The 25,742-nt window shown below is 74.8% G+C and carries 30 protein-coding genes; 14 read left to right on the top strand and 16 right to left on the bottom strand.

Annotated elements, in window-relative coordinates; translation table 11 throughout:
- Window positions 1-37 precede the first annotated feature (37 nt).
- The 5 genes from LG634_RS05490 to LG634_RS05470 are packed head-to-tail and all read left to right on the top strand — an operon-like array spanning window position 38 to window position 5,306.
- The gene (locus LG634_RS05490) at window positions 38-1,699 is read left to right on the top strand and encodes an ABC transporter substrate-binding protein (RefSeq protein WP_226732468.1); all 1,662 of its coding nucleotides are present in this window, start codon (window positions 38-40) and stop codon (window positions 1,697-1,699) included.
- Window positions 1,696-2,655: an ABC transporter permease gene (locus LG634_RS05485; RefSeq protein ID WP_226732467.1), complete on the top strand. Its 960-nt coding sequence runs from the start codon at window positions 1,696-1,698 to the stop codon at window positions 2,653-2,655. Before LG634_RS05490 ends, LG634_RS05485 begins: the two co-directional genes overlap by 4 nt.
- Window positions 2,652-3,506 carry an ABC transporter permease gene (locus LG634_RS05480; protein WP_226732466.1) on the top strand — a complete coding sequence of 285 codons (855 nt, stop codon included), beginning with the start codon at window positions 2,652-2,654 and terminating at the stop codon, window positions 3,504-3,506. The genes LG634_RS05485 and LG634_RS05480 overlap by 4 nt, the downstream gene beginning before the upstream one ends.
- Entirely contained in the window at window positions 3,503-4,495 is a 993-nt protein-coding gene (locus LG634_RS05475; protein ID WP_226732465.1) for an ABC transporter ATP-binding protein, read from the top strand. The genes LG634_RS05480 and LG634_RS05475 overlap by 4 nt, the downstream gene beginning before the upstream one ends.
- A complete protein-coding gene (locus LG634_RS05470) occupies window positions 4,485-5,306 on the top strand; it encodes an ABC transporter ATP-binding protein (RefSeq protein ID WP_226732464.1) in 822 nt (273 codons plus the stop codon). The genes LG634_RS05475 and LG634_RS05470 overlap by 11 nt, the downstream gene beginning before the upstream one ends.
- Before the next feature lie 32 nt (window positions 5,307-5,338).
- Here the strand turns inward: LG634_RS05470 and LG634_RS05465 are convergent, their stop codons facing one another.
- A complete protein-coding gene (locus LG634_RS05465; protein WP_226732463.1) occupies window positions 5,339-6,052 on the bottom strand; it encodes a TetR/AcrR family transcriptional regulator in 714 nt (237 codons plus the stop codon).
- A gap of 158 nt (window positions 6,053-6,210) precedes the next feature.
- Between LG634_RS05465 and LG634_RS05460 the strand changes: the two genes are divergently transcribed.
- Window positions 6,211-7,365 (top strand): agmatine deiminase family protein, encoded by a 1,155-nt coding sequence (locus LG634_RS05460; protein ID WP_226732462.1) that lies wholly within the window; start codon window positions 6,211-6,213, stop codon window positions 7,363-7,365.
- Between the two features lie 166 nt (window positions 7,366-7,531).
- Window positions 7,532-8,077: a DM13 domain-containing protein gene (locus tag LG634_RS05455; protein ID WP_226732461.1), complete on the top strand. Its 546-nt coding sequence runs from the start codon at window positions 7,532-7,534 to the stop codon at window positions 8,075-8,077.
- Between the two features lie 94 nt (window positions 8,078-8,171).
- Here the strand turns inward: LG634_RS05455 and LG634_RS05445 are convergent, their stop codons facing one another.
- Complete coding sequence (locus LG634_RS05445) at window positions 8,172-10,049, bottom strand: amino acid adenylation domain-containing protein (protein ID WP_226732460.1); 1,878 nt, start codon at window positions 10,047-10,049, stop codon at window positions 8,172-8,174.
- 156 nt (window positions 10,050-10,205) lie between these two features.
- Window positions 10,206-10,799, bottom strand: coding sequence for a hypothetical protein (locus tag LG634_RS05440; protein ID WP_226732459.1), 594 nt, complete (start codon window positions 10,797-10,799; stop codon window positions 10,206-10,208).
- A gap of 234 nt (window positions 10,800-11,033) precedes the next feature.
- Between LG634_RS05440 and LG634_RS05435 the strand changes: the two genes are divergently transcribed.
- Window positions 11,034-12,125, top strand: coding sequence for an RNA ligase family protein (locus LG634_RS05435; protein ID WP_226732458.1), 1,092 nt, complete (start codon window positions 11,034-11,036; stop codon window positions 12,123-12,125).
- 109 nt (window positions 12,126-12,234) lie between these two features.
- Here LG634_RS05435 and LG634_RS05430 read toward each other — a convergent pair whose 3' ends face one another.
- On the bottom strand, window positions 12,235-13,893 hold the full coding sequence (locus LG634_RS05430; protein ID WP_226732457.1) for an extracellular catalytic domain type 2 short-chain-length polyhydroxyalkanoate depolymerase: 1,659 nt from the start codon (window positions 13,891-13,893) through the stop codon (window positions 12,235-12,237).
- Window positions 13,894-14,094: 201 nt separating this feature from the next.
- On the opposite strand from LG634_RS05430, the gene LG634_RS05425 reads away from it, so the two are divergent.
- Window positions 14,095-14,550 carry a CBS domain-containing protein gene (locus LG634_RS05425; RefSeq protein ID WP_226732456.1) on the top strand — a complete coding sequence of 152 codons (456 nt, stop codon included), beginning with the start codon at window positions 14,095-14,097 and terminating at the stop codon, window positions 14,548-14,550.
- 82 nt (window positions 14,551-14,632) lie between these two features.
- Here the strand turns inward: LG634_RS05425 and LG634_RS05420 are convergent, their stop codons facing one another.
- Genes LG634_RS05420 through LG634_RS05410 form a run of 3 tightly spaced genes read right to left on the bottom strand, consistent with a single transcriptional unit; the run spans window position 14,633 to window position 16,432 of the window.
- Window positions 14,633-15,001 (bottom strand): hypothetical protein, encoded by a 369-nt coding sequence (locus tag LG634_RS05420; protein ID WP_226732455.1) that lies wholly within the window; start codon window positions 14,999-15,001, stop codon window positions 14,633-14,635.
- A gap of 11 nt (window positions 15,002-15,012) precedes the next feature.
- Window positions 15,013-15,753 carry a DUF6480 family protein gene (locus LG634_RS38165; RefSeq protein ID WP_308072292.1) on the bottom strand — a complete coding sequence of 247 codons (741 nt, stop codon included), beginning with the start codon at window positions 15,751-15,753 and terminating at the stop codon, window positions 15,013-15,015.
- 46 nt (window positions 15,754-15,799) lie between these two features.
- The gene (locus LG634_RS05410) at window positions 15,800-16,432 is read right to left on the bottom strand and encodes a DUF6328 family protein (RefSeq protein ID WP_226732454.1); all 633 of its coding nucleotides are present in this window, start codon (window positions 16,430-16,432) and stop codon (window positions 15,800-15,802) included.
- 425 nt (window positions 16,433-16,857) lie between these two features.
- On the opposite strand from LG634_RS05410, the gene LG634_RS05405 reads away from it, so the two are divergent.
- From LG634_RS05405 to LG634_RS05395, 3 genes are all read left to right on the top strand, one after another.
- Window positions 16,858-17,337 carry a cupin domain-containing protein gene (locus LG634_RS05405; protein ID WP_226732453.1) on the top strand — a complete coding sequence of 160 codons (480 nt, stop codon included), beginning with the start codon at window positions 16,858-16,860 and terminating at the stop codon, window positions 17,335-17,337.
- Between the two features lie 172 nt (window positions 17,338-17,509).
- Window positions 17,510-17,953 carry a hypothetical protein gene (locus LG634_RS05400; protein ID WP_226732452.1) on the top strand — a complete coding sequence of 148 codons (444 nt, stop codon included), beginning with the start codon at window positions 17,510-17,512 and terminating at the stop codon, window positions 17,951-17,953.
- A gap of 83 nt (window positions 17,954-18,036) precedes the next feature.
- Complete coding sequence (locus LG634_RS05395) at window positions 18,037-18,720, top strand: DUF6766 family protein (RefSeq protein ID WP_226732451.1); 684 nt, start codon at window positions 18,037-18,039, stop codon at window positions 18,718-18,720.
- Between the two features lie 41 nt (window positions 18,721-18,761).
- On the opposite strand, the gene LG634_RS05390 is transcribed toward LG634_RS05395, so the two are convergent.
- From LG634_RS05390 to LG634_RS05355, 8 genes are read right to left on the bottom strand one after another with little or no spacing between them, the layout of a single operon-like run.
- Window positions 18,762-19,181, bottom strand: a complete 420-nt coding sequence (locus LG634_RS05390) for a gas vesicle protein K (protein WP_372482374.1) — start codon at window positions 19,179-19,181, stop codon at window positions 18,762-18,764.
- Complete coding sequence (gene gvpJ / locus LG634_RS05385) at window positions 19,156-19,395, bottom strand: gas vesicle protein GvpJ (RefSeq protein WP_226732449.1); 240 nt, start codon at window positions 19,393-19,395, stop codon at window positions 19,156-19,158. Before gvpJ ends, LG634_RS05390 begins: the two co-directional genes overlap by 26 nt.
- Window positions 19,392-20,225 carry a GvpL/GvpF family gas vesicle protein gene (locus LG634_RS05380; protein ID WP_226732448.1) on the bottom strand — a complete coding sequence of 278 codons (834 nt, stop codon included), beginning with the start codon at window positions 20,223-20,225 and terminating at the stop codon, window positions 19,392-19,394. Before LG634_RS05380 ends, gvpJ begins: the two co-directional genes overlap by 4 nt.
- The gene (locus LG634_RS05375) at window positions 20,222-20,650 is read right to left on the bottom strand and encodes a gas vesicle protein (RefSeq protein ID WP_226732557.1); all 429 of its coding nucleotides are present in this window, start codon (window positions 20,648-20,650) and stop codon (window positions 20,222-20,224) included. The genes LG634_RS05380 and LG634_RS05375 overlap by 4 nt, the downstream gene beginning before the upstream one ends.
- A gap of 8 nt (window positions 20,651-20,658) precedes the next feature.
- Complete coding sequence (locus LG634_RS05370; RefSeq protein WP_226732447.1) at window positions 20,659-20,925, bottom strand: gas vesicle protein GvpG; 267 nt, start codon at window positions 20,923-20,925, stop codon at window positions 20,659-20,661.
- Window positions 20,926-20,970: 45 nt separating this feature from the next.
- Window positions 20,971-21,687, bottom strand: coding sequence for a GvpL/GvpF family gas vesicle protein (locus tag LG634_RS05365; RefSeq protein ID WP_226732446.1), 717 nt, complete (start codon window positions 21,685-21,687; stop codon window positions 20,971-20,973).
- Window positions 21,688-21,690: 3 nt separating this feature from the next.
- On the bottom strand, window positions 21,691-22,260 hold the full coding sequence (locus LG634_RS05360; protein ID WP_226732445.1) for a gas vesicle structural protein GvpA: 570 nt from the start codon (window positions 22,258-22,260) through the stop codon (window positions 21,691-21,693).
- A gap of 28 nt (window positions 22,261-22,288) precedes the next feature.
- A complete protein-coding gene (locus LG634_RS05355; RefSeq protein ID WP_226732444.1) occupies window positions 22,289-22,660 on the bottom strand; it encodes a gas vesicle protein GvpO in 372 nt (123 codons plus the stop codon).
- 208 nt (window positions 22,661-22,868) lie between these two features.
- Here LG634_RS05355 and LG634_RS05350 point away from each other — a divergent pair, with 208 nt between their 5' ends.
- Together LG634_RS05350 and LG634_RS05345 are read left to right on the top strand one after the other, a co-directional pair.
- Window positions 22,869-23,753 carry a histone protein gene (locus LG634_RS05350; protein WP_226732443.1) on the top strand — a complete coding sequence of 295 codons (885 nt, stop codon included), beginning with the start codon at window positions 22,869-22,871 and terminating at the stop codon, window positions 23,751-23,753.
- Between the two features lie 4 nt (window positions 23,754-23,757).
- A complete protein-coding gene (locus tag LG634_RS05345; protein ID WP_226732442.1) occupies window positions 23,758-24,867 on the top strand; it encodes an SRPBCC family protein in 1,110 nt (369 codons plus the stop codon).
- Window positions 24,868-24,956: 89 nt separating this feature from the next.
- On the opposite strand, the gene LG634_RS05340 is transcribed toward LG634_RS05345, so the two are convergent.
- Window positions 24,957-25,607, bottom strand: a complete 651-nt coding sequence (locus tag LG634_RS05340; RefSeq protein WP_226732441.1) for a DUF4360 domain-containing protein — start codon at window positions 25,605-25,607, stop codon at window positions 24,957-24,959.
- Window positions 25,608-25,742 lie beyond the last annotated feature (135 nt).

Below are 25,742 nucleotides of genomic sequence, written 5' to 3'. Positions count from 1 at the left end.
TCCTCCCCGCATCCCTCCCGGAACAGAGAGCGCCACGATGACCACCTTCCCGCCCCGCACCCGCAGACGCCCCCTGCACCGGTCCGGCCCCACCCGTACCGCGGCCGCCGCCCTGGCCGCCTGCGCGCTCCTCGCGGCCTGCTCAGGCCCGCCCGGGGACGCAGGCACCGCCCTCACCGACGTACGGCTCTCCGCGTCCACCCCGCTGGCCCGCGGCGAAATCGACTCCTTCACCTGGGCCGTGTACGCCGAGCCGCCCACCCTCGACTACACGATGGCCTTCGACTACCCGCAGAACACCGTCCTGGCCAACGTGTGCGAGTCCCTGATGCGCTGGACCCCGGACCTCAAGACCGAACCCGGCCTCGCCCGCAAGGCGTCCAACCCGGACCCCACCACCTGGGTCTACGACCTGCGGCCCGGCGTCCGCTTCCACAACGGCGGCGAGCTGACCGCCGACGACGCCGTCCACAGCCTCCGCCGGCAGACGGACCCCGCCAACGCCGCCGCCTGGGCACAGGTCTTCCGCAACGTGAAGTCCGTGACCAAGACCGGCCCGCTCCAGGTCACCGTCACCCTCAAACAGCCGGACTCGCAGTTCCCGCAGTACATGGCCACCGCCGCGGGCGTCGTCGCCTCCAAGGCCGGCACCGAGGCGGCCGGCAAGGACTACGGCACCTCCGGCGGCCTCGCCTGCACCGGCCCGTTCGAACTCGGCACCTGGAACAAGGGCCAGTCCATCGAACTGAAGCGCTTCGCCGGCTACTGGGGCACCAAGGCCAAGGCCAAGAAGGCGGTCTTCCGCTTCCTCACCGACCCCTCGGCCCGCACCAACGCCATGCTCAGCGGCGAGGTCGACGGCGGCTACCTCATCCCCACCGAGAGCTACGCCCGGCTGCGCGGCAGCGGCGCCGGCACCCTCTACTTCGGCGAGGGCCTCAGCACCGTCAACGTCAACGTCACCAACATGCGCGGCGCGCTCGGCGACGTCCGGGTCCGCCGCGCCCTGTCCCTCGCCCTCGACCGCTCCGGCTTCGTCAAGGCCGGTCTCGGCGGCGCCGGAACCGTCACCAACTCCCTCACCACCCGCGCCGCCTGGGCCGCCGCCCCCGAGCCCGTCCTGAAGACCGCCTTCGACGGTCTCCCGCCCACCGGCCAGGACCTCGAAAAGGCCCGCGCCCTTGTCAAGGAGGCCGGCGCCACCGGGAAGACCCTCACCGTCGCCACCAGTTCCATCGGCCAGGACGTCTCCCTCCTCGCCACCGCCGTCCAGGCCGCCGGTACTCAGATCGGGCTGGACATCCGGCTCAAGACCATCGCTCCGAACGCGTTCACCGCCCTGTTCACCGACCCGCAGGCGCGCGAGGGCATCGACATGTTCCCGCTGACCTACTACGACTCGATCACCGACCCGCTCGACCTGCTCACCAACTTCAAGACCGGCGCGTACCTGAACTTCGCCGGCTACAGCGACCCCGGCTACGACCGGCTCGTCGACGAGGCGACCGCAGCCTACGACCCCCGGCAGCGGCTGGCGATCGAGGCGAAGCTGCAGCGCCGCGCGGCCGAGCAGCTGCTGTGGATCCCCGTCGCCGAGTGGCCCACCGCCGTCTTCCTCGGCAAGCGGATCACCGGCGCCCCCACCACCATCTCCTACATGTACCACCCGTGGGCCGCCGACGTGGGGGCCGCCGGATGAGCTTCGCCGGATTCGCCGCCCGCCGGCTGCTGGAGATGGCGGTCACCCTGTTCGCCGCCTCGTTCGTGGTCTTCGGCGCCCTCTACCTCGCCCCCGGCGACCCGGCGAGCTTCCTCCTCGCGGGGCGCTCCGCCTCGCCCGAGGCGCTGGCCGCCGTCAAGGCCCAGTACCACCTCGACGACCCCTTCCTCGTCCGGTACGGCCACTGGCTCGGCGACGTGCTCCAGGGCGACTTCGGGCGCTCCCTCACCTATCGCACCGACGTCTCCCGGCTGCTCGCCGACCGGCTGCCGACCACCCTGCTGCTGGTCGCCATGGCGCTCCTCGTGGTCGCCGTCGTCGGCCTGTTCCTCGGCCGGCTGGCCGCGGTCCGCGGCGGGGCGACCGACTCGGCGGTGCTCGTCGCCACCACCTTCGCCGTCGGCACCCCGTCGTTCGTCGCGGCCGTCCTGCTCCAGGGCCTGTTCGCCGTCCGGCTCGGCTGGTTCCCCAGCAGCGGCGCCGGCGAAGGCTTCGCCGACAAGGTGTGGCACCTCACCCTGCCCGCCATCGCCCTCGCCCTCTACCTGATCGGCATGCTCGCCCGGGTCACCCGCTCCGCGATGCTCGAAGCCCTCGACAGCGAGCACGTCACCGTCGCCCGCAGCCGCGGCGTGCCCGAACGCCAGGTCATCCGGCGCCACGTGTTCCGCAACTCCCTCGGCACCGTGCTCACCACCGGCGGACTCGTCGTCTCGACCCTCCTGGTGTGCACCGTGCTCGTGGAGACCGCGTTCAGCGTCGGCGGCATCGGGCAGCTCCTCGAACTGTCCACCAGCACCAAGGACTTCCCGACCGTGCAGGCCATCTCCCTGATCATCGTCGCCCTGTTCATGACCGTGAACCTGATCGTCGACCTGCTGCTGCCGCTCGTCGACCCCCGGATCACCCTCGGCACCAGGGGAGCCGCCGCATGACCGCCGTCCTCACCCGGCGGCCCGGCCTCGCCCGGATCCGCACCGCGGGCTCCCCGCTCCACCACCTCTGCCTGGCCGTCGTCGTCCTGGTCACCCTGGCCGCCGTGGCCGCACCCTGGCTGGTGCCCCACGACCCCAACGCCGTCGACCTCGGCAGCGCCCTCGCCGCACCCTCTGCCGGACACCCGCTCGGCGTCGACGCAGCCGGCCGCGACACCCTCTCCCGGCTGCTGCTCGGTGCCCGGACCTCACTGCTCGGCCCGCTCGGCGTCGTGGTCTTCTCCACCGTCGCCGGAGTCGCCATCGGCACCGCCGCCGCCTGGCGCGGCGGCCGCCTCGACACCCTGCTGTCCCGCAGCACCGAGCTGGTCTTCGCCTTCCCCGGCATGCTGCTGGCCATCCTCATCATCTCCGTGTACGGCGAAGGCCTGCTCGCCCCCGTCCTCGCACTCGCTGTCGCCTACCTGCCGTACGTCAGCCGCCTCACCCGCTCGCTCGTCCTCGCCGAACGCGAACGCCCCTACGTGAGCGCCTACCGGGTCCAGGGTCACTCCGCCCTCCAGATCTGCCTGCGCCACGTCCTCCCCAACATCGCCCCCGTCGTCCTCGCCCAGTCCACCATCAACTTCGGCTACGCCCTGATGGACCTCGCCGGCCTGTCCTTCCTCGGCCTCGGCGTCCCCGCGCTCACCCCCGACTGGGGCCGCATGGTCTTCGACGGGCAGACCGCGATCCAGCACGGCTACCCGCTGTCCGCGGTCCTGTCCTGCGCGGCCATCGTCCTCACCGTGGTCGCCTTCAACGTGGTGGGCGAACGCTGGGCCGACCGTGTCGCCAGGAGAGACCGATGACCACACCCGGCAACGCCCTCGACATCGCGGGACTGCGCATCACCCTGCCCGGCACCGCCCGGCCCGTCGTCGACGGCGTCGACCTCGCCGTCGCCCGCGGCGAGACCGTCGCCCTCGTCGGCGAATCCGGCTCCGGCAAGAGCCTCACGTCCCGCACCGCACTCGGCCTGCTGCCACCCGGCGCCGGCACCGCCGGAGAGGTCCGCGTCGACGGCCGCGACGTCCTCGCCATGACCCCGGCCGAGCTGCGCACCGTACGCGCCGGCACGGCCGCCATGGTCTTCCAGGACCCGCGCGCCGCCGTCAACCCGCTGCGCAGGATCGGCGACTTCCTCACCGAGGGCGCCGTCCTCACCGGCGCCCTGACCCGGGCCGACGCCGCCGCCCGGGCCGGCCGCCTGCTGCGGGCCGTGGGCCTGGACGAGTCCGTGATGCGCCGCTACCCGGCGCAGGTCTCCGGCGGCATGCTCCAGCGCATCGTGATCGCCGCCGCGCTCATGGGGGACCCCGTCCTGCTGCTCGCGGACGAACCCACCACCGCGCTGGACGTCACCAGCCAGGCCGAGGTCATCGCCCTGCTGGCGGGGCTGCGGCGGGACTTCGGCACCGGACTGCTGTTCGTCACCCACGACCTCGACCTCGCCGCCGCCATCAGCGACCGGGTCTACGTCATGTACGCGGGCCGGATCGTCGAAACCGGTCCGGCCCAGGCCCTGTTCGCCGCCCCACGGCACCCGTACACGGCCGCCCTGCTGGCCTCCACGCCGCGGATGGACGGCCCCCGCGGCCGGCTCGCCGCCATCGACGGCCAGCCGCCCGACCTGCGCAAACCCCTGCCCGGCTGCGGGTTCGCGGCCCGCTGCCCGCTCGCCACCGAGGTGTGCGACCGGCAGGCCCCGGCCCCCGCCGCGGCCCCCGGCGGGCCCGACCACACGGCCGCCTGCCACCACAGCGACCGGCTCGAAGGGAGCCCTGCCGATGCCCGCTAGCACCGCGGACAGCACGTCATCCGCCCTCCTGGAAGTGCGCGGCCTGCGGCGGGACTTCGGAGGCGTCCGCGCCGTCGACGACGTGTCCTTCGTCCTTCCCGGGGGCGGCTCGCTGGGCATCGTCGGTGAGTCGGGTTCCGGCAAGACCACCACCGCCCGGATCGTCGCCGGCCTCGAACAGGCCGACGGGGGCGAGGTCCTGGTCCGCGGCCGGACCCGGACCGGGCCCGCCCGCGGCCGGGCCGCCCGGCTGGCCCGCGCCCGCGAGGTCCAGATGGTCTTCCAGGACCCCTTCCTCTCCCTCGACCCGCGCACCGGCGTCGCGGCCGCCCTTCGCGAAACCCTCGCCCTGCACTTCCCCGGCCGCGACCACACCGCGCGGGTACGGGAACTGCTCGACCAGGTGGGTCTGGGCAGCCGGGCCGCCGACGCACGGCCCCGGCAGCTCTCCGGCGGCCAGCGCCAGCGGGTGGCCATCGCCCGCGCGCTCGCCGTCGAGCCGGCCGTCCTCGTCCTCGACGAGGCCGTCGCCGCCCTCGACGTGTCGGTCCAGGCCCAGATCCTCAACCTGCTGGCCGACATCCGCGAGCAGACGGGCATCGGCTACCTGTTCATCACCCACGACCTCGGCGTCGTCCGCTGCGTCACCGACGAGGTCGTCGTCATGCGCCACGGGGCCGTGGTCGAACGCGGCGCCACCGAGGAGGTCCTGGCCGCCCCCCGCCACCCGTACACCCGGCTCCTCCTGGAGTCCGTACCCCGCCCCGGCTGGGACCCGGAGGCAATCGCCGCGGCCCGGCGCGCGCTCTGACGGGGCAGGTCCAACCCCGCCGGGGGCATCTTTCAGCCCCCTGCGGCCGGGGGAGTGCGAGGCGCGGGGTCCGGGGCGGAGCCCCGCTCCGGAGCCCCGGCCCAACTGCCCGCGGCGACCGTACGGAGAAGCGCACGCAGCACCGCCCCCGGATCCACCTCCGCCCCCAGCGACTCCACCGCCGCCAGCCCGTCCACCGCAGCGGCCACCGCCTCCCCGAGGAGCCGCGCGTCCACCCCCCCGCCCCGCTCCGCCGCCAGCACCTCGAAGAGCGCGGTGAAGCAGCCGCGCCACCGCCGGTACTCGGCCTCCAGGCACTCCCGTACGCGCGCGTCGTTCAGCGCGTGCCAGTGCAACGCCGCGTGCAGATGGGAGAGTTCGGCACCCTCCGGCCGGGACAGCAGGTCCACCACCCGTCCGGCCCGCTCGGCGAACGTGCCGGGCGCCGCGACCGCCTCCTCCAGCGGCAGGATCCACTCCGGCCGGATGTCGGCGACGACGGCCAGCACCAGGTCGGTGCGGTCCTGGAAGTGGTAGTGGCACATCCCGTGCGAGACCCCGCTGAGGGCCGCCACGTTACGGGTGGTGAACCGCTCGCTCATGCCGCCGGCGAGCAGCGTCCGGGCGGCGGCGATCAGCCGCGCCCGGGTCTGCTCGCCCTTCGCCGAGGCCCGGGTCCGGCCCGGTCGGCCCGCGCGGGCGGCGGGCACGGCAGCGGTCGGGTTGTCCTTCGCGTCGGCACTCATGGCCGCACTCTAACGACTGCCCGCCGCGCCACCTGCGGCTTTGCCGGATCCGCCGGAACAGTCCTGCCGAAAGACTTGACCGAGCGCTTGGCCAGTTTTAATTTTCCGGTCAACTCCCCTTACTGCCAAGGCGAGTTGACCCTCCAAGGAGACCCCCCATGACCGATCACGCAGCAGCAGACCTGCCGCCCCGGGCCGGCCTGGACCGCCGCCGGTTCCTCGCCGCGGCCGGACTCACCGCCGCCGGCGCCGCCCTCGCGGCCGTCGGCACCCCGGTCCGGGCCGCCGCCCGGCCCGTCGCGGCCGGAGCCTTCCGGGTGCCGATCGAGGACGTCCGCCACACCCGCACCTGGATGGCCTGGCCGGACAGCAGCGCCATCTGGGGCGGCAAGCTCTCCGGCGTCCAGTCCGACATCGCCCTGATCGCCCGCACCATCGCCAAGTACGAGCCGGTCTACCTGTGTGCCAACCCCGGCAGCGCCTCCCGGGCCCGCTCGCTGTGCGGACCGTCGGTCACCGTCCTGACGACGATCCCCGTCGACGACTGCTGGATGCGCGACACCGGTCCGGTCTTCCGTACCGACGGGACCGGCGGCCTGGACGCGGTCGGCCTGAACTTCAACGGCTGGGGCAACAAGCAGACCCACGCCAAGGACGCCCTCGTCACCGGCCGGGTCGCCGCCCACGTCGGTGTCCCCTTCACCGCCGCCCCCATCGTCGGCGAGGGCGGTGCCGTCGAACAGGACGGCGCCGGCACCCTCATGGCCACCCGCAGCAGCCTGGTGAACCGCAACCGCAACCCCGGGCTGACCGAGGCGCAGATCGAGGCGGCCCTGCGCACCGCGTACGGCGCTTCGAAGGTCATCTGGTTCGACGGCGTCCGCGGCCAGGACATCACCGACGACCACGTCGACGCCACGTCCCGCTTCCTCGCCCCCGGCCGGGCCCTCGTCCAGATGCCGCTGAGCACGGACACCGACGTCTACGCGAAGGACGCCCGGCAGCAGTACCAGATCCTGTCCGCGTCGACGGCCGCCGACGGCACCCGTAGGGCCGTCGACCAGATCCAGGGCCCCGACTACTACAAGATCCGCTCGTCCAACCCGGACTTCCTCGCCTCCTACGCCAACTACTACGTCTGCAACGGCGCGGTGATCTCCGCCCACTTCGGCGACACCCGCGCGGACAGCGCCGCCCGGGCCACCCTCACCCGCCTCTTCCCCGGCCGCGTCGTCGAACAGCTCAACATCGACCGCCTCGGCACGGGCGGCGGCGGCATCCACTGCGTCACCCAGCAGCAGCCCGCGGCCTGACCGGTACGGGCCGCCGGGGCCGGCCCCTCCCGGTCCCGGCGGCCTCCCCGGCCGCCACCCCGGCCCTGTGCTGGAGCCCGGGCCGTCCAGCCGGTTGAATCGGGGGCACGCCGGCCCCGGCCGGCGGCACGACGGCGGCGACAAGGCGGAAGGGCGAGGTGGCGGCATGGCGCTGAAGCGCAAGCGGCTCGGACTGGTGCTGGGGGCGCTGGCGGTGGCGGCGGTCCTGGGGGGCTTCGGTCTGTACTGGTTCCAGCCGTGGAAACTGTGGACGGACACGAACGTGGACGAGGCCCTGCCGGGCGTCTCGGGCACCCCCACCGCGGCGGCTTCCGCAAGCCCCGGCGTGCAGCGCGGGCTGAGGGTCCTCGCGGAAGGCACCCTGATCAGCCACGAGCACGCCACCAAGGGCACGGTGAAGATCATCGAGCTGCCCGACGGCTCCCGCATCCTCCGGCTGGAGGGCCTGGACACCAGCGACGGCCCCGACCTGCGGGTCTGGCTCACCGACGCCCCGGTGAAGCCGGGCTCCGACGGCTGGCACGTCTTCGACGACGGAAAACACCTCAGCCTCGGCAAGCTCAAGGGGAACAAGGGCAACCAGAACTACCCGATCCCGGCAGACACCCGTCTGGCCGACTACACCAGCATGACCATCTGGTGCGACCGCTTCGACGTCTCCTTCGGCGCCGCGGCCCTCGGCCGGAGCTGAGACCGCCGTCCGCGGCCCCGCGGACCCCCAGCCCCGCGGCCCCCCAGCCCCGCGGCCCCCCAGCCCCGCGGCCCCGCGGACCCCCGGTCCGGCGTCAGTCCCGGCCTCCGTTCCCCCCGTCCAGCGCGGTGAGGACCGTACCGCTGTGCAGGCGGGCGCTCAGGACGGGCGGCTCGGCTCCCGGCGGTGCGGCGGGGGCCGCGAACGTCCGGCCCGCGGCCCCGGCCCGGACCGAGCCGGACGCGGTGATCCCCGCCACCTCCCGGCTCCCCGCGGCCAGTTGGTACGCCCGCCCGGACGGAGCACGCCACACCGTGCCCGCCAGGACGTGCTGCCCGAACCGGCCGCACGCCGCCGTCGCCGGCACCCGGGCCGCCGTCAGCGGCTCCCCGGACGGCGGGCGCAGCCTGACCAGCACGTCGCCGCGCCCCGTCCAGTGCGTGGCCCGGATGCAGGACCACACCGCCGGCCCGGCTCCCTCGGGAAGACCGGCCCGCGCGAAGTCCCACAGGTTGACGGCCCGGACCGCCCGCCCGTCCACCTCCCGCAGCACGCAGGCCTCCCGGGCCCAGCGCTCCAGTGCCGCCCGCCCGGTGGCCTCGCGGGGCTGCCGGGCATGGGCCACCCCGGCCTCCTCCGGCAGCGGCGTGTAGGTCAGGTGCACCGGCAGCACGCCGCCCAGGTCGGCCAGCAGGAACGCGTGCTTCTCCACGATCCGTGCCGAGGACGCCACCTCCAGCACGGGTCCCGGCGCGCAGCCCCGGCGCACCCCGGCCGGCACCGTCACCGTGCCGTCGGCCCCGACCGGCAGGCGGCGCACCGGAGTTCCGGGCGCCGTCAGGTCCCGGAGGCCTGCGCTCGTGATCCACGGTCCCAGCAACTTCCGTACCGGGCCCGCCCCGTCGGCCCCGCGCAGCAGGACGACGGCCGCCGCGGTCGTCACGTTCGCGTCGTCCACCCGCACGAAGTCCAGGCTGCGGGACGCGCCGCGCTCCGTGTACCGGACGAGCCGGTCGCCGTCCAGCAGCACCACCACCGCGGCCCCGGCCGCCGGCTCTCCGGCGTACAGCAACTGCGGTGACCGGGAAGGCGGTTCGTCCGTGGTGCCGGGCGCGGCGGTCACGTCCGCGCCGGCGGGCGGCGCACCCCAGGTGGCGAGCGCGCGGGCCAGCAGGGGCCGGTCCGCCGTCCGGCCGCCGCGGGCCGGCCAGGCCGTGAAGTCCACCCGGCCGGTGTCCGACCAGGTCCGGCCGGGCACCTGCACGAGGCGGCCGGGGTCGAGCGCGCCCCGTCCCGCCGGTGCCCCGGCGTACGGCACGGGCCTCCGTGTCCCGTCCTCCCCGGAGGCCGTGACGAGCGCCGCACAGAGCGCCAGGGCTCCGGCCGCCGCCCACCCCGCCCGCGCCCGGTGGCTCCGCAGCAGCAGGTCCGCGGGACGGGTCTGCACCTGGGCCGGGTGCACGCCGGCCGCGCTCCCGCGGCCCGCCGCCGCCCGCGGTGCCACCGCGAGACCGGCCCGGACCGCTTCCGCGGGACCCGGCGCGCCCGCCGCCGCCAGGACCTGCACCGCGGCGTCCCCGGGCAGCCCGTCCCAATGGCACAGCACGTGCGCGGCGCGCGCGAAGGCGGACAGCCCGGCCAGGTCCCGGGCGGCCTCCTCCAGTTCCTCGGCGCCCGGCCACATCCGCAGCCCCCACACGCCGACCCACGGCGGCAGCGGCCGCATCCGCCCGGCCGCGCGCCGCACGACCTCGGTGCGCACCGCCGCCACCGGGTCCTCGCCCTGCCCGGCCCGCCGGCCTGCCGGGCGCAGCGCCTGCTGCACGGCACGGTGGGCACGCAGCACGCGCGTGTGCCGGCCCAGTCCGGCCGGAAGCGTCAGATAGGCGAGGCGCACCCACTGCGGATAGCGCTCGACCACGACGGCCTCGGCCCGGCGCACCGCCGTCCCGTCCCGGTTTCTTCGTCCCACACCGCGGTCAACGAACCGATCATGAGATGGTCACACGTGCCGCGGACGGGGCGGACGGGGTGGACGGGGCGGACCGGGCGGACGGGGCGGACGGGGTGGACGGGGCCGGGGGACGCCGCAGCGGCGGCGCACCCGCCGCCGCTGCCACCGGGCCCGTCAGTCCTTCGACATCTCGGTGTCGCCGTCCTTCTCCGGGTCCCAGTCGGTCGAGGAGTCCTCCTTGTACGTCAGGACCGGCGACCACTTCGTGGCCAAGTCCCCCCACAGCGCCTTGGACTTCACCGCCGAGCCGGTCTGGGCGATCTCCACGAGGCGCTTGTACAGGGCGTCGAGCTCCGAGCCGTAGCCGCGCCCCAGTTCGGCGAAGTGCGTGATGACCACGAACTCCTGCGCCGCCTCCGGCAGGGCGGACAGCACCCGGCTGCCCTTGATCCATTCGATGATGGCCGTGGCGTGCCCGGCGCCGCCGTCGGTGCCGCCGGACATCGTCGCCGCGAGCGCGACGTACCGCTTGGGCCGGCCGCGCCGGACCACCGGGTCGTACGCCTGGAAGCCGCGGGTGATCTTGATCTTCGCCGTGGCGAGCTGCCCGTTGACGGCCTCGCAGATCCTGGTCCGCGCGTCGGTCGCCGTCGTCGTGTCCTTCTCCAGCCACACGTAGGCGTGCCAGAGGCGGCCCAGATGGGCCAGCTGGTTGGCACTGCCGGACGGCAGCTTCAGTGCCTCGGCCAGATCGGTCGTGAGTGGCATGAGTGTCCCCCCTCGTCACCGTGGGGCGCCCCCCGACGCCCGTACGCAGAGTCCCGGAGGCGGTGCGGGCCGTCAAGGGCGCACCCCGCCCGGCCGGTTGGCCGGCTGCCCTCCTCCCGCGGGAAAACCGCAGGCCGTCCCCGCATCCGGCCGCTACGATCGGCTGCCCCGCCCCGCCCCGCCCCGCCCCGCCCCGCCCCGCCCCACCCGACCACTGCGTCCGACGGAGGACCGATGAGCCACGCAGCCCCGCGGCCCGGGGTCCCCGACCCTCTGTGGGTGCCGTACCCGAAGATCCCTTCCCGGGTCCGGCTCGGCGGGGCGCGGGTCCGGGAGTGGGCCGCCCTGGAGAAGGTCCACGGCGCGAACTTCGCCGTGCTGTGCGACGCCGCCGGGGTCCGCCCGGCGAAGCGGCGCCGGCTGCTCGGGGAGAGCGGGCTCGACGACTTCTTCGGCGTCGGGCGGATCTGGCCCGCGCTGGCCGTCGCCGCGGACCGCTGCGCCGCCGTCCTGCGCCGGCGGCACGGAGCGCCCGCCTCGGCCCCGGTCACGGTCTACGGCGAACTCGCCGGCGGCCGCTACCCGCACCCGGACGTGCCACCGGAGCCCGCGGCCGAGCCCGTGCAGACCGGAGTCTGGTATGCGCCGGGCCTCCTCTGGCTGCCGTTCGACGCGGCGATCGGCACCCCCGGCGGCCTGCTCTGGGTCGCCGACCGGACCCTGCGGGAGGCCGCGCACACCGCCGGTCTGCACTGCGCCCCGCTGCTCGCCCGAGGCCCGCTCGACCGCGTACAGGACCGCAGCCCGGTGTTCCCGACCCGGGTGCCGGCCCTGCTGGGCCTGCCCGGGCTGGCGGACAACGCGGCCGAGGGATTCGTCGTCAAACCCGCGGGGGAGTGGTGGTCGCAGGACCCCGACGCCGCTGCGGCGTCTGCCGGCGGGACCGGCCCGGCGGCGGGCACCGGACCGCGCCCGGTCGCCAAGGTGAAGCACCCCGCCTTCGCGGAGGACGACCGCTTCGACGGCGCGCGCCCCCACACGGTGCCGCCCGAGGGTGCCGCCGGTGTGCCCGGCTGGCTCCTCGGCCAGGTCACCTCGCTGCTCACGCCCGCCCGCGCCGCGGCCGCCGTGAGCAAGACGGGACCCCGCACCCCCGCCCGCGAGGTCGCCGAGGAGATCGTCCGGGACGTCCTGGAGGAGTCCGCCGAAGCGGTCGGCGGGCTGGACGCAGGCCTCGCCGCCGCCCTGGAACGCGCCGTCCGGCCCGGCGCGCTGGCCCTCGCCCGCTTCGACGCAGCGGACCGGGCCGCGGCCCGCGGGCGCTGACGCCGGCCCCCGACGGCAGCCCCCGACGGCGGGCCCTCACGGCAGCCCCCGCCACCGGCCCCCCGTCAGCGGCCCGCCACCGGCCCGCAGGCGGTGTGAGCGGCCCGGCTCAGCGGTACTCGACCGTCAGCGTCGCCTGGGAGTCCCGGTTGAGGAAGGCGTACGCGGTGGCCGTCTGGCCGGACTGGAACCGGAGCCGGATCTGCGTGGTGCCGGAGCGGGCGAGGGCGGCCAGACCTGCCGCCGACACGTCGGTGGAGTCCTCCGGGCCGGCCGCGAAGGACCCGATCTCCGCAGCCCCCGCCGCGGTCGCCGCAGCCGCCCAGTCCGCACCCTCCACCGCGCAGCTCCCGCCGAAGCAGCCCGTCCGGACATCGGCGAGCAGCCGGTTCCCGGCCGGCAGCGACCACGGGTCGCCGGACCCGCCGCTGCGCGTCACCGTCACCCAGGCCCGGGTGACCTCCCGCCCGGCCGGGATGAGCGACGTGTCGAACGACAGCACCGCCCGGTTGAACCTGCCGTCGCTGCCGCGGCCGACGGCCAGCCCGTACACGTCCTCCAGGGTGCCCGGCACCGCGCCCGAGCCGTCGGCAGCGGCCTTCACGTAGCCGTCCTGCGCGTCGGTGCTCGCGATGACCACCCGCTCCGGTCCCGGGGGAACACCCCTGCCGCGCAGCTCCCGGACCATGTTCATCACCGTCTCCAGCTGCCGGCCGCCGTGCCGGGCGTACGCCGGATCGCCGAGGTAACCCCACCAGTTCCAGCAGCCGTTGGGATTGTCCGGTGTCGCCGTCGGCACCGCCTGCGGGTACAGCACGAGCAGGTCGTTCGTGTCGGCGTACTCGTTGAGGTAGGCGTTCTCCACGAACCGCGTCCCGAACCCCTGGTACGAGTGGCCCTGCTTGCAGCCGTGCAGGGCGACCACCAGCCGGCACTCCGCGCCCGCCGCGCAGCCGGCCGGCACGTACAGGAAGCCCTGCTCGTCCATCGACACCGGCTTCGCCGCCCCGCCGGGGGCGTACCTGTTCTGGTCGAACCGGACCAGAGTGCCGGCCGGGTGGGCGGCCGGTGCGGCGACCGGCCCGAGGAGGTGGCCCAGCAGGTCCCCCTCGGCGTCGATGCCGCAGTCGTTCAGCCACGGATTCTGCGTGACCGTGCAGGAGTTCGGGCCCCGCGGGCTGATCCAGGCGTGCCCGGCCGCCGTCGTGTCGTCGTACCGGACCCGGGCGCCGAACCGGCCGTAGAACGCGGCCAGCGCGTCCGCCACCGGCCGCTTCACCGTCGGGTCGCCCGAACCGCTGAAGACGTACACCGGATCACCGGCCAGGTTCGCCACCGGATCCACCAGGCCCTGCGCCGACCAGCTGCGGGCGGTCTGCTCCAGCTCGGCCGGCCGGAGGTCCTGCACGGTGTCCATACATGCGTACAGCGCCGTGGACAGGTCGTTGCGCGCACAGCCGTACGGGCCGGAGGCGAAGGCCGCGGAACCGGCGAACGTACCGGAGTACGCGACGTGCAGCTGCGTCGCCATGTACCCGCCGGACGACACCCCGGCGCTGTACACCGCCCCGGCCCGGTACGCCCCCAGCTCCCCGGCGGCGACCGGCACCGGCACCGTCACCGTCACCGGCACGGCCACCGCCCCGCCGGCCGGCACGGCGAGGTGGGCCGTGCAGACCACCAGCATCAGCACGACCCACCGGCGGAGCCGCGGGAACGGGGCACGGGATGCGGCCCGGCGGAACCGGACGGCGTCGGACGGGCTCATGGAACCTCCAGGCACACGACACTGCGGTGCCAGGGAGGCTAGGCACCCGTCCCGCCCCGGCCCAGGTGCGCGGCCGCCACAAACGACCCCGCCGCCATGGCGCCCGGCACTGCCCGCGCAGCATGGCGGCGGCCGGGGCGGGTAGCCGCCCGGCACCGGCACCGGGAGGTCCGGTCCGGGTACCGCCGAAAGGAGGGAGCCATGACAGTGCTCGTCCAGGACGTGATGACGCCCGGCGTCGCCACGGTGCGCCCCGCCGCCTCGCTCGCGGAGGCGGCCAGGGCCATGCGTGACCGCGACATCGGAGACGTGGTCGTCGCCTACGGGGAGCAGGTCGTCGGGATCCTGACCGACCGGGACATCGTCGTACGGGCGGTCGCCGAGGGATTCGAACCGGAGCAGGTCACGGTGGGGCAGACCTGTACCCCCGGGCCCGTCAGCGTCCGCCCCCGGGACCCGGTGTCCGCGGCCGTGGACCTGATGCGGCAGTTCGCCGTCCGTCGGCTGCCCGTGATGGACGACGGCCACGTCGTCGGCATCGTCAGCCTCGGGGACCTCGCCGTGGAGCGCGACCCGGGCTCGGCGCTGGCCGACATCAGCCGTGCGGCACCGGACACCCCGCCGGACGACCGGCGCGTGGAGCGCCGACCGGGCTGACCGGCACCGCGGTCGGGCGCCTCCGCCATGCGCGACGGAGGCGCCCACCGCGGTGCCGGCCGGGCCGGCGGGCAGCCCGCGGCTACGCGTTCTGCGAGGCCCGCGACCGGAGCCGCAGGTGGACGTCCTTCTCCTGGTCGCCGGCGGCCGTCCCCTGGTCCTCGACGGCGAACACCGCAGCCAGTTCGGCCAGGAGCCGGTCCACGGCACCGTAGCCGCCCTGCGCCTCCACGGTCACCGGACGGCCCAGCGGCACCGGCCCGGCCGGTGAGTGCCCGCCGGGGGCCGCCACGTCGAAGACGGACGTCCACACGGTCGCGCCGCCCCCGCCGGCGGCCGGGCCGGCCGGCCCCTCTGCCGACGGGAACGCCTCGCCCAGCGCGGCCAGCACGGCCCGCGCGTCCGTCTCCGCACAGTCGCCGAGCACGACCGTCACTTCGGTGCTGGTCATGCGGACTCCCTTCAAAGGGCCACCACGATGCCGTAGGCCAGGAAGAACAGGGCCACGATCACCGCGAGGGCAATGATGGCGGCAAGCGGGCCCTTGCCCCAGCCGCGCACGATCGGACGGTAGGGGCCGGTGGCCGGGCCGGTGCCCGACTCGGCGGGCGGCGTCTCGCCGGGCGGTACGCGGACTCCGCCGGGCAGGCCGGAAGCGGGACGGGGATCGGGGTCGGGAAGGTTGCCGTTCATGTGGTGCGTCTCCCCGGGATGGGGCCGGGCATGCGGACGGAAAACCCTCCGCCCCCGGCCCTCGCCCGCCGCCGTACGATGCCCGCCGCCGGCGGGGGGCGGGGGCAGGATCCGGATGCAGTGCCGCTCCTCGGCCAGCACCCGGCCCGCCGCATCCGTGAACGTGCCCGTCACCTCGTACGTCACGGCATCGGCGCGGCTGTTCGGCACCCGCTCGGGCGGCAGGCGGACCTCGTACGGGCCACCGGCGCGGTAGCTGCCGAGCGGCGTGCGCGCCGTCGACAGCACCACGCCGTCCCGCGAGCGGACTTCGGTGAACGCCAGGCCGGTGGCGGCCGCGTGCAGCCGGAACGTCAACGCGACGGTGATCACCGTGCCCGCGGGGATGCCGAGAGGCCCGGCCGCCGGTTCACCGTCGACCGGTACGCCGATCCGTGTGAGCCCGTCGCCGAGGAAATCGATGGTCACCAGCTCGAAGCCGGTTGCGCCCGTGCTGCTCGTGGTCTCCATACCCGCCCCTGCCCCCGTCCGCGCCGCTGAAGCACGGCGCAGCCCCTCACCGGCGTCGCGTCGCGGCTGCCGGGCCCAGCACCGGACCGCCGGCACCGGGCAGCCGGCGCGTGGCGCGTGCCCCGCGGATGCCGGCCGCCCGTCGGCGGGCCGCCCGCCGGCCGGTCGGCGGCCGGGCCCGGCGCCGCAGCCGGACCGGCAGCACGTACCAGCACAGGACGAACCACAGCATGACGAACCCTACGATCACCTGGGCGAGCGGCCGCGGCAGCACGACGTCGAGGATGAGCAGCAAAGTGCACGCGATGGTCAGCGCGAGCAGCACGATGCCGCAGGCCATCATGCGCCCCGCGGCCTCGACCACCTCGTGCTTGCGCCGCAGCCCCCGCAGGCAGCGGTGGATCGCCACCGGTGCGATCAGCGCCGCCGTGGAGGATGCCGCGAGGACCACCGTGACCACGTACAGGGCGCGGTCGAACGCCGTCAGTGCGTCGAACCGGGCCGTGAATGCGATGCTCAGCAGCAGCCCGAACAGGATCTGCCCGCCGGTCTGCGCGACCCGCGTCTCCTGCAGGATCTCGGCCCACCGCCGGTTCACCCGCTCCCGGGCCCCTTCCGGCCGGCTCCCGTCGGGGAACTCCGGCGGGCTCTTGCTGCGGGTCGTCGCTTTGCCGTGCACGAGTGCGCTCCTCCTCCGGATGGGGCCCGGCCTGCCGCGGCGGTCCCCGAAGCGCGCGTACCCGGCCCCGGCGGTGGTACTCGGCCCGGCGCCGGCATCCGCCGGGCGAAGCCGCGCCGGGCCGTGAGGCCCCGTCGCGCGTTCCCGGCCTCAGAAGCACGGAACACCTCGGCGGCCAGATCTCCGCCGCCTCCGGTCCAGGAGTGGGCGAACGTGCCGCCCGCGGCGTCACGGGAACCTCCCACTGGTCCGGACCCGCGGCGTCCACCGCGGGCGCTCCGGCCGGTGCCCGGCGCCGGCGCAGTCCTCCTGCCGGTCCGGCCGGACCTGTGCAGCCCTGCCGGCCGCCCCGTCACGCCATGCCCCCGCCGCCCCGCCCCGGACGCATCTGCTTGGGCCGTCCGCCGCCGGGGCAGTCGCAGGGAATGGAGCGACAACCGGCCCCGAGAGCTTCCGGCGTCCTGCCCGAGCCGGAGGAGCTGCTGACGATCGCCTGCGACGTCGGACGCGACTACACGCGCTGGCGCCCGCGGCTGACGGACGCGCAGCAGGATCGCAGCTGGATCCTGCTGTACCGGTCCGGCCCGCTGGGCGTCTGGGCGGTCGGCTGGCACCACATGCCGCCCGGCACCTGCTACCTCGACCACGAGGGCATCAGGGGCGCCGTCTACGTGGCCCGCGGCACCCTCACCCACGAACGGGTCCGGCTCGGCAGCGCCCCGCACACCCGGGAATTCGGCCCGAGTACCGGGTTCTGCTTCGACGAGACCTTCTACCACCGTATGCGCGCCGCCCACGACGCGGGCCCGACGGTCAGCGTCCACGTGTTCGCCGCCGACCCGGCCGTCATCGAACGGGACGACGGCGACGCCTGGCTGCCGCCCACCGCCCACCTCCCGGGCTGACCCCCCGAGGACCCGCCGGCCGGCCACCCGCCGCAGCCCGCTGACCCGCCGGGGTACCGCAGACGGGTGCATTCCGCCCGCCGCCCGCGGCGACCCGCCCTCGGCCGGGAACGGAACACCGCGACACATGCGGCGCGCCGCCGAGGAGCCGCCCGGCAGAAACGGGACCGTCATGCCCACCACCCTCTCGCCGCCCGCCCGAGCCCCCGGTCCGCCCTGGCCGCTGCGGGCCCTGGCCGGAGCCGCCGCGGCCGTGCTCCTCGCCGGCTGCGGGGCTCCCGCCGGGCGCCGGGACGGGGCCCGGGACGCCGGAGCCGCCTTCGAACGCGCGCTGGCGGCCGCCGACCACCGCGCGGCCTGCGCCCTGCTCGTCCCCGCCACCCGCGCCCGGCTGGAGCAGGACGAGTCGAAGCCCTGCCCGGACGCGCTCCCCGGGCAGCACCTGCCGCAAGGGGGCGCCGTCCGCACCACCGAGGTGTACGGGCGGCAGGCGCTGCTCAAGCTCACGGCCGACACCCTCTTCCTGTCCCAGTTCCGCGGTGGCTGGAAGGTGGCGGCCGCCGGCTGCACCCCGCGCGGGGAGCAGCCGTACTCGTGCACCGTCGAAGGGCAGTGAGAGATGCGGGTCCTGTTCCTCGGCTGCCTGCTGGTCCTCCTCGGCGGCCTCGGATACTTCCTCGCGATCGGGGCGATGCACCGGTGAGCGGACGGCGGAGCTTCTGGCACGACAACAGCCTCACCCTGGCCTTCGGCACCGGGTTCTTCCTCGTCCTGGCCGGCCAGGCACTCGCCGGGCACGCGGAGTTCAACGAGGCGCTGGCCGTCGACGGCCTCCAGCAGCTCACGCTGGGGGAGTACCTCATGTCCTCGGACTTCGCCGTCGACGTCACCGAGAACTGGCAGTCGGAGTTCCTCCAGTTCTTCCTGTACGTCTTCGGCACCGTCTGGCTGCTCCAGCGCGGCTCGCCGGAGTCCAAGGAGCTGCACAAGGCCGGGCCGGAGAGCGACCGGGACCAGCACGTGGGCGACCACGCCCGTGCCGACTCGCCCCGCTGGGCCGCGACCAAGGACTGGCGTCAGACGCTGTACTCCCGCTCGCTCGGCACCGTCATGGCCGCCCTCTTCCTGCTGTCCTGGCTCGCCCAGTCCGTCGCCGGCGTCGCCGCGTACGACGAGCAGCAGCTGCGGCAGCTCCAGGAACCCCTGGGCTGGGGCGCGTACCTCGGCTCGGCGGACTTCTGGAACCGGTCGCTGCAGAACTGGCAGTCCGAGCTGCTGGCCGTCGCGGCGATGGCCATCCTCTCGGTCTACCTCCGCCAGCGCGGCTCCCCGGAATCCAAGCCGGTCGGCTCCCCGCACGGCGCCACGGGGGTCGAGGGCTGACGGGAGCCGGACGCCCGCACGGCCCCGGCCCCTGCGCTCCGTCAGGGTCCCGGGGGCAGGAGCGGGCCCAGCGGCCCGAGGTCGAGATTGAGGTCCGCGAGGGTGTAGCCGTGCCGGGTGCACAGCTCGGCCATGGTGTCGTGCAGGGCGAGGAGGGTGGCGCCCAGCTCCTCCTCCTGCGCCTCGGTCAGGCCGCCGGCCTCCACGCGGCGCACCGCCTGACGTTCGACGAGCTGCCGGAGCAGTTCGACGACCGTGAGGACCAGCCTGACGAGATCCTCGCCGGCCGAGTCCGGGCCGGTGCGCAGGCGGTGGCCCGGACCGCCGGCCGAGGCCGTCTCGGACGGGGTCGCGGGCAGCAGGCGCACCGCATCGGCCAGGGCCCGTCCGGTGTCCCGCAGATCCGGCACACCGGCGCGGCTCCGGCCTGGGCCGTCAGGCACCCGGGGTCCGGAACCCATGCCGCACCTCCCCGTCCGCAGGGTCGGGCGCTCCGTCGGCCGTGACGGAGCTCACCAGGGCGCGCAGGGAGATCCGCACGAGGTCGATCCCGGCGACGGACAGCACCACGTCGCCGACGATGACGACACCGCCGGCCAGCAGCCGGTCCAGGAGGTCGACGAGGGCGACCTGGCGGGCGGGCAGCGCCGGATCCCGGGGGCCGGTGGTGTTCACGGCTCGGGGGGCGGGGTCGACGGCGCGGCGAAGGAGTAGGGCGCCCACGGGCCGGTCACCTCCAGGCGGACGCCCGGCAGGTGCCGGGCCGCGTCCTCCACGGCCGCGCGGAACTGCGCGGCCCGGTCGACCGCCACGAGGTAGGCGTCGTTCAGGACGTTCTCCTCGGCGGTGCCGGCCGTGAGCGGTCCGCTCTGGACGGGATGGCAGGCATGCCCGTCCGCCCAGCGCCGGCCCGCCTCGGCGATCCGGTCGGCTGCCACCTGCGCCTGGCCGTAGTGCTCCTGAAGGGTCCGCTGCCGGACCCGCCGCGCCTGCAGGTACGCCCTGCCCGGTCCGGTGTCCGTGTCCGCGGGGGCGGGCGCGTCGGCGACCGGGGACATGTAGATCTTGACCCCGTACTCGGTGCGCCCGCTCAGCCGGGCCAGCTGCACGGCGAAGGTCTCGGCCTGCCCGGCGAGGGCTTCCAGGGCCCTGGCCCGGCTGTCGTACAAGGTGGCCATCCGCATCGGCAGGACGGTGGTGCGGGCCGCGAGGCTTTCGACGACCCGGTGGTGTGCGCGCGCGGTGTCCTGGAGCCACTCCAGGTCCTCGAAGTGGGCGCGGAGGGCGTGCTCGTTCCACTTGGAGGCCGGCACGGTGCTCACGGCGAAGGCGACCGGACCGGAGCCGGGCAGCCGGAGGAAGCCGACGGGCCGGCCCGCGACACCGGTGAGCACCGGCCCGGGAACGGGCGGTGGCACGTCGGGCGTGACGGCGTAGACGTAGGTGAGCATCTGTGCGGCGCTGCCGGGTGGCACGCCCGCGGGCGGATCGCGACGGGCAGTCATGGCGGGGGCCTTCGTTCCGCTGGGCCGGGAGGACTGTCGTGCCCGGTGGTGCCGGGTCCGCGGGCGGCGGGCGCGCCGGTGGTCTCCGCTCCGGCGGCGGTTCCGGTTCCGGGCCCGCCGCGGTGCAGCGCGTCCAGCTCCGCCCGCAGGCGCCGGTTCTCCGCGGCCAGCGACCGGTCGCCACCGCGCGAGGAGAGCGACGGGTCGTGCTCCCACCAGTCGATGCCCATCTCCTTCGCCTTGTCCACGGAGGCGATCAGGATGCGCAGCTTGACGGTCAGGAGCTCGATGTCGAGCAGGTTGATGCGGATGTCGCCGGCGATGACGATGCCCTTGTCGAGGACCCGTTCCAGTACGTCGGCCAGGCTCGCCGAGGAAGCCGGCGGGTAGCCGGCCATCGCCGGGCGGGCCGACGGGCGGCCCATGGGTTCGGTCACGTGGTGTCGCCTCCCGACGCTCGTGCGCGGCGGAACTCCTCGATCTCCGCCAGCCTGTCCAGCAGCGCGTCCTCCTGCCGGTCGAACGCGTCCTCGTCGATCTCTCCCGCGGCCAGCTGCTGCTCCAGCCGGACGAGTCCGGCCAGGACGGGCGCCGGGTCGTAGTACTCGGCCTCCGCCCGCTCCGCCACCCGCTGCGCCGCCCACAGCACGGCGCGGACGGGCAGCAGGGGTGCAGTGAGCAGTGCGGTCACCAGACCCATCGCGGTCACCTCCTCTCGCCGGCCCGGCCGAGGCCGGGAAGGCGGTCACGGAACGAAGCTGTACGGCGGCAGCGGCCCGGCCACCCGGGTGTGGACACCGGCGCCGCCGTCCCGCGCGAGCCGGGCGTGCTCGGCCAGCAGCGGGCCCCCGTCGTCCCGTGGGACCAGGAGCGACAGGTTCAGGAAGTCCTCCCCGACCGGCGGGTGGACCACGTGCGCGCGGGCCAGCGGCACCAGTGCCTGGATCAGCTCCCCGGACGCGCGGGTGTGGCGGAACTGGACCTCGGCCGCCACCAACTGCCCCAGTTCCAGCGGCAGGCGAGGGTCCGACGCGCCGGCCAGGATCTCCCGGTTGAGCCGGCGGGCCCGGGGCGATTCGTCGAGGATCTCGCGGAGCAGCAGGTCCTGCTCCCGCCATGCCTTGACGTTGTACTCGGCGCAGTCCCGGACCCTGGCCAGGGCCGCGAGGTGCACGTCTGCCTGAGCGGTGACGACCTCGCGCACGGAGTCGTCCCCGGCGGCGGTGTATCCGAACCGCACGGGCAGCGGAGTGCCGTCCGCCATCAGGCGCTCCAGGACGGCCTGATGGGCCGCCACGTCACGGCGCTTGGGCCGGAGGTCCTCGGCGCAGTCGCTGACCACGGCCTTGAGCCCGCCGGCGGCGAGGACCCGTACCGGTGTGCCGTCGCCTCCCACCCCGGTGAGGTCCTCCACCCGGCAGGGGTGGTCGCGCAGGGTGACGGCGTACACGTGGACGGCCATGGGTCAGCCCCTCTCCCGTTGCACCGGCCGGCGGGAGGACCGGCGGCGGCGCGGGGCGGGTTCCGGTTCGGGTTCCGGGCCCTCGTCGTCCTCCGCTTCCTCCGCTTCCGCCTCTGCCTCGTCCTCCTCTGCCTCGTCGCCCTCTGCTTCGTCCTCCTCCGCGGGCTCCTCGTACTCGTCTTCGTCCGCTTCCTCTTCGTCTTCGTCGCGGCCGCCGGTCAGCGATTGCGTGACCGCCTCCAGTGCGCCGCTCAGTGCGCCCTTGGCCTTGCCCTTGCTGCCGCCCTCCAGAGTCTTGCCGACCACGTCGGGCAGTGTTGCCGGAGCGTTCGGGCCCGCTTCGAGGTCGAGGCGGTTGCACGCCTCGGCGAAGCGGAGGTAGGTGTCCACGCTCGCGACCACGATCCGGGCGTCGATCTTCAGCAGCTCGATTCCGACGACGGAGACCCGCACGAAGGCGTCGATGACCAGCCCCCGGTCGAGGATCAGTTCCAGGACGTCGTACAGGCTGCTGGTGTTGCCCCCGCCGCTGCGGCCGGCCACGGGCCCCGCTCCCTGCGGCACCATCGTCATGGCGCTTCCCTTCCCGGCCCCGTCGGCATCAGCCTGCGGGCCGGTCGATCATGCCCCGGCTGTACCTCCGGGTCCTCTCGTACGAGATCAGTTCGCCGTCCGGGTCCAGAGTGACCGTGTAGCTGCCCATCACGCTGGTGGTGTCGGGGATGCGGGCAAGTTCCAGCACCTCCACCACGACCTCCCAGCCGTCTTCCGTCGGGCGGAGCGAGGACACCGAGTCCGGGCGGCGGCCCAGCAGCTCCGCGAGCTGCTCGACGGCCGACCGGATCACAGGCGCCGCCTTCCGGACGCCGGGCCGGTGTGCGCCGGCCGCCGGGCGGCCGGACGGGGCGGCGGGCTTTCCGCGCACCTCGTCGCCGCCGGGGCGGCGTCTGCGGGCGGGCTCTCGCGCGGTCATCTGCTCCCCTCGTGCAGCGGATCTCCATGGACCCTGTCCGCTCCCCACACGGCATCCGGTCATGCATCCCGGAGGAAAGTTCTTCGCATATCGGTGCATACAGGTCGACAGGGCGAGCAGCCCTGTAGGTAACGCTCGGACCGGGCGGCCCTCGGCGCACAGCCGGCGGCAGCCGGCCCGATGATCCACTGCCGGAAGGGCAAGGCTGATGCAGGACACGAGCAGAATCGCCCTGGGCGTCGCCCTCGCGGGCGGCTACCTGCTGGGCCGGGTGAAGAAGGGGCGGATGGCCCTCTCGCTGGCCACCTACCTGGCGGGCCGCCGGTTCGGCCTCCAGCCGGGCCAGTTGGTCGGCCAGGGGCTGCGCAAGCTCGCGGAGATGCCCCAGTTCGCCGAACTCGGCGACCAGATCCGCGGCGAGGCGCTGCAGGCGGGCCGCAAGGCCCTCAAGGCCGCCACCGAGCGCGAACTGACCGGCCTGGCGGACACCCTCCACGAGCGCACGCGCGAACTGACCCGCGGCAACGGCCGGGACGACGAGGAGCCCGAGGAACCGGAGCCGGAGCAGGACGAGGAAGAGGAGCCGGACGAGGAGGAGCCGGAAGAAGCGGAACCGGAGCCGGACGAGGAGGAACCGGAAGAGCCGAGAGGGCGTGCGAGGAGGGCGGCCCCGCGGAGGCCGTCGGCGAAGAGGGCCGCACCGAAGACGGCTTCCGCCGGGAAGAGCGCGGCGAAGAGAGCGCCGGCGAGGCGGTCGGCGCCGGCCGAGAGCGGGCCGGCCGAGCGGGCCCCGGCCCGGAAGACGGCGGAGAGGAAGACGGCGGCCAAGAAGACGGCGTCCGCGAGGACTACGGCCAAGGCGGCGCCGGCCAAGAAGACGACGGCCAAGAAGACGACGGCCAAGAAGACGACGGCCGCGAGGACCTCGGCCGGGAAGACGGCGCCGGCGAGGAAGACCGCGGCACCGGCCCGGAAGCGGGCGGCGCCCGCGAAGAAGACCGCGGCGCCGCGGAAGAAGACGGCCGCGGCGTCACGGAAGTCGCCGGCGCCCGCGAAGAAGACGGCCGCCCGCAAGACGGCGGCACGGAGGTAGGGACATGGCCACCACTCAGCGGGCCCGCTCCAAGGGCACCCGGTCCGCCCTCGATGATCTGCTGGAAGAACTCGGAGGGTATCTCTCAGCCCAGGCGGGCCAGTTGGCGGACAAGGCGACCGACAAGGTCCTCGACCTCACCGACCGGATGGAGGACGCCGTCGAGAACGGTGGCACGCTGACCGGTGTGGGCGGTCGGCTGCTCCAAGGCGACTCGCCCTTGAAGGCCGCGGCCGGCGGGGTGCTCGGCAACCTGAAGGACAAGGTCAAGGAAGCCGTCGGCAGCGGCGGAAAGCGCGGCAAGGGCGGAAAGGGCGCCGGTTCCAAACCGACGCACATCGCAGAGGCCGTGGACGTCGGCGTTCCGCTGCGGACCGCGTACAACCACTGGACCCAGTACGAGAAGTTCAGCACCTTCGCCAAGGGCGTGCGCAGCGTGGCCCAGGGCGACGAGACGACCACCGACTGGAAGGTCAAGGTGGGGCCGTCCACGCGGAGCTGGAAGGCGACGGTGCAGGAGCAGGTCCCCGACGAGCGGATCGTCTGGACCTCCGACGGCGCCAAGGGCACCACCCGTGGCTGCGTCACGTTCCACGAACTCGCGCCGTCCCTCACCCGCGTGCTCCTGGTGGTCGAGTACTACCCCTCCGGTCTGTTCGAACGCACCGGCAACCTCTGGCGCGCCCAGGGCCGCCGGCTGCGGCTCGACCTCAAGCACTTCCTCCGCTACGTGAGCCTCTCCGACGAGGAACCGGAGGGCTGGCGCGGCGAGATCCGCGACGGCGAGGTCGTCCGGACCCACGAAGAGGCACTGGAGGAGGAGTCCGCGGAAGACGGGGAGGAGTACGACGAGGAAGAACCGGAGACGTACGAGGACGCGGAGGAGGACGGCGCCGAGGACGAAGACGCGGACGAGGAATACGAAGACGAAGAGAGCAGTGAAGAGGAAGACGAAGGCGGCGATCCGCCCGAGGGCGGCGACGGACGCGAGGACGGGGAATACGAGGACGAGGCGTACGAGGACGAGGAGGAGGACGAGGAGGAGGACGAGGAGGAGGACGAGGAGGAGGAAGCCGAGCCCGAGCCGCCGCCCCGCCGCCGGCGCCGCCGCTGAGCCGGCGCCCGGTCGTTCCGCGCTCCCTGAGGGCGCGGAACGGGAGCGTCCGGGCCGGGCAGTGCACCCCGCCCGGACGCCCGCCTCCGTCACCGCGCGGGGCACTCCCGCCACGCCAGGTGGTAGACCGTGCTGATGTTGCCGTCCGTGGAGTCCATGGTCATGTAGCTGGTCGCGCCGGGCGCCGAGGTGCCCTTGGCGACGCGCAGCTCCGTGTTGATGTTGAAGTTGCGCTGCACCCCGCACGGCGCCCACACCAGCTGCGCCCAGTCGGTCTCGTCGGTCGCCTGCCAGTTGTCCTCGTACCGGCCGCGGAAGTCGTGCTGCCGGTACGCCGTCTGCGGGGAGCCCTGGAAGTAGTACGAGGCCTTCTCGGTGCCGGTCGCCCCCGGCGCGAGCGAGGCGTAGCCGCGGTAGTCGGCGCTCGCGATCGCGTAGGTGAAGCCGTGCGGGACGTGCACCACCAGGCTGAGCTGGCAGTTCCGGCGGGCGGCCGTCGGCGGCGCCCCGCCGCCGGTCTGCGCCAGGTACTGGCTGTACGTCACCGTGAACGCGGTGTTGTCCTCGGACACGGCGATCGCCGTCGTGTCCTTCGGACAGCCGGACCCGTTGACGGTCGCGACGTCGATGACGATGCGGTCCGGAGGCGGGTCGATGATGCCGGCCTGGGCGGGCTGCGCGGGCAGGGCGGCGGTCAGCAGGGCGACGGCCGCCCCGCTGACCAGGAATCCACCGGCCATGTGGTGATCTCCCATCCGTTGCTGCGGAACTCGGAGGCCGCCGGCACGCGGACAGGTACGGGCGTGCCGGCGGGCGGGGGAGTACGGCCGGCGGAGCACGGGACCGGCCGGTGCGGCCCACGGGCGGACGGGACC

The sequence above is a fragment of the Streptomyces bambusae genome (genome assembly GCF_020532645.1).
Lineage (GTDB): Bacteria > Actinomycetota > Actinomycetes > Streptomycetales > Streptomycetaceae > Streptomyces > Streptomyces bambusae.
The sequence above is the reverse complement of the archived record's forward strand: the minus strand, read 5'-3'. Positions and strand labels throughout refer to the sequence as shown.

What these genes read in the sequence shown, in the direction of transcription:
- LG634_RS05490 (WP_226732468.1), top strand. Translation starts at nt 38, where the DNA reads ATGACCACCTTCCCGCCCCGCACCCGCAGACGCCCCCTGCACCGGTCC.
- LG634_RS05485 (WP_226732467.1), top strand. Translation starts at nt 1,696, where the DNA reads ATGAGCTTCGCCGGATTCGCCGCCCGCCGGCTGCTGGAGATGGCGGTC.
- LG634_RS05480 (WP_226732466.1), top strand. Translation starts at nt 2,652, where the DNA reads ATGACCGCCGTCCTCACCCGGCGGCCCGGCCTCGCCCGGATCCGCACC.
- LG634_RS05475 (WP_226732465.1), top strand. Translation starts at nt 3,503, where the DNA reads ATGACCACACCCGGCAACGCCCTCGACATCGCGGGACTGCGCATCACC.
- LG634_RS05470 (WP_226732464.1), top strand. Translation starts at nt 4,485, where the DNA reads ATGCCCGCTAGCACCGCGGACAGCACGTCATCCGCCCTCCTGGAAGTG.
- LG634_RS05465 (WP_226732463.1), bottom strand. Translation starts at nt 6,052, where the DNA reads ATGAGTGCCGACGCGAAGGACAACCCGACCGCTGCCGTGCCCGCCGCC.
- LG634_RS05460 (WP_226732462.1), top strand. Translation starts at nt 6,211, where the DNA reads ATGACCGATCACGCAGCAGCAGACCTGCCGCCCCGGGCCGGCCTGGAC.
- LG634_RS05455 (WP_226732461.1), top strand. Translation starts at nt 7,532, where the DNA reads ATGGCGCTGAAGCGCAAGCGGCTCGGACTGGTGCTGGGGGCGCTGGCG.
- LG634_RS05440 (WP_226732459.1), bottom strand. Translation starts at nt 10,799, where the DNA reads ATGCCACTCACGACCGATCTGGCCGAGGCACTGAAGCTGCCGTCCGGC.
- LG634_RS05435 (WP_226732458.1), top strand. Translation starts at nt 11,034, where the DNA reads ATGAGCCACGCAGCCCCGCGGCCCGGGGTCCCCGACCCTCTGTGGGTG.
- LG634_RS05430 (WP_226732457.1), bottom strand. Translation starts at nt 13,893, where the DNA reads ATGAGCCCGTCCGACGCCGTCCGGTTCCGCCGGGCCGCATCCCGTGCC.
- LG634_RS05425 (WP_226732456.1), top strand. Translation starts at nt 14,095, where the DNA reads ATGACAGTGCTCGTCCAGGACGTGATGACGCCCGGCGTCGCCACGGTG.
- LG634_RS05420 (WP_226732455.1), bottom strand. Translation starts at nt 15,001, where the DNA reads ATGACCAGCACCGAAGTGACGGTCGTGCTCGGCGACTGTGCGGAGACG.
- LG634_RS38165 (WP_308072292.1), bottom strand. Translation starts at nt 15,753, where the DNA reads ATGGAGACCACGAGCAGCACGGGCGCAACCGGCTTCGAGCTGGTGACC.
- LG634_RS05405 (WP_226732453.1), top strand. Translation starts at nt 16,858, where the DNA reads ATGGAGCGACAACCGGCCCCGAGAGCTTCCGGCGTCCTGCCCGAGCCG.
- LG634_RS05400 (WP_226732452.1), top strand. Translation starts at nt 17,510, where the DNA reads ATGCCCACCACCCTCTCGCCGCCCGCCCGAGCCCCCGGTCCGCCCTGG.
- LG634_RS05390 (WP_372482374.1), bottom strand. Translation starts at nt 19,181, where the DNA reads ATGGGTTCCGGACCCCGGGTGCCTGACGGCCCAGGCCGGAGCCGCGCC.
- LG634_RS05380 (WP_226732448.1), bottom strand. Translation starts at nt 20,225, where the DNA reads ATGACTGCCCGTCGCGATCCGCCCGCGGGCGTGCCACCCGGCAGCGCC.
- LG634_RS05375 (WP_226732557.1), bottom strand. Translation starts at nt 20,650, where the DNA reads ATGGGCCGCCCGTCGGCCCGCCCGGCGATGGCCGGCTACCCGCCGGCT.
- LG634_RS05370 (WP_226732447.1), bottom strand. Translation starts at nt 20,925, where the DNA reads ATGGGTCTGGTGACCGCACTGCTCACTGCACCCCTGCTGCCCGTCCGC.
- LG634_RS05365 (WP_226732446.1), bottom strand. Translation starts at nt 21,687, where the DNA reads ATGGCCGTCCACGTGTACGCCGTCACCCTGCGCGACCACCCCTGCCGG.
- LG634_RS05360 (WP_226732445.1), bottom strand. Translation starts at nt 22,260, where the DNA reads ATGACGATGGTGCCGCAGGGAGCGGGGCCCGTGGCCGGCCGCAGCGGC.
- LG634_RS05355 (WP_226732444.1), bottom strand. Translation starts at nt 22,660, where the DNA reads ATGACCGCGCGAGAGCCCGCCCGCAGACGCCGCCCCGGCGGCGACGAG.
- LG634_RS05350 (WP_226732443.1), top strand. Translation starts at nt 22,869, where the DNA reads ATGCAGGACACGAGCAGAATCGCCCTGGGCGTCGCCCTCGCGGGCGGC.
- LG634_RS05345 (WP_226732442.1), top strand. Translation starts at nt 23,758, where the DNA reads ATGGCCACCACTCAGCGGGCCCGCTCCAAGGGCACCCGGTCCGCCCTC.
- LG634_RS05340 (WP_226732441.1), bottom strand. Translation starts at nt 25,607, where the DNA reads ATGGCCGGTGGATTCCTGGTCAGCGGGGCGGCCGTCGCCCTGCTGACC.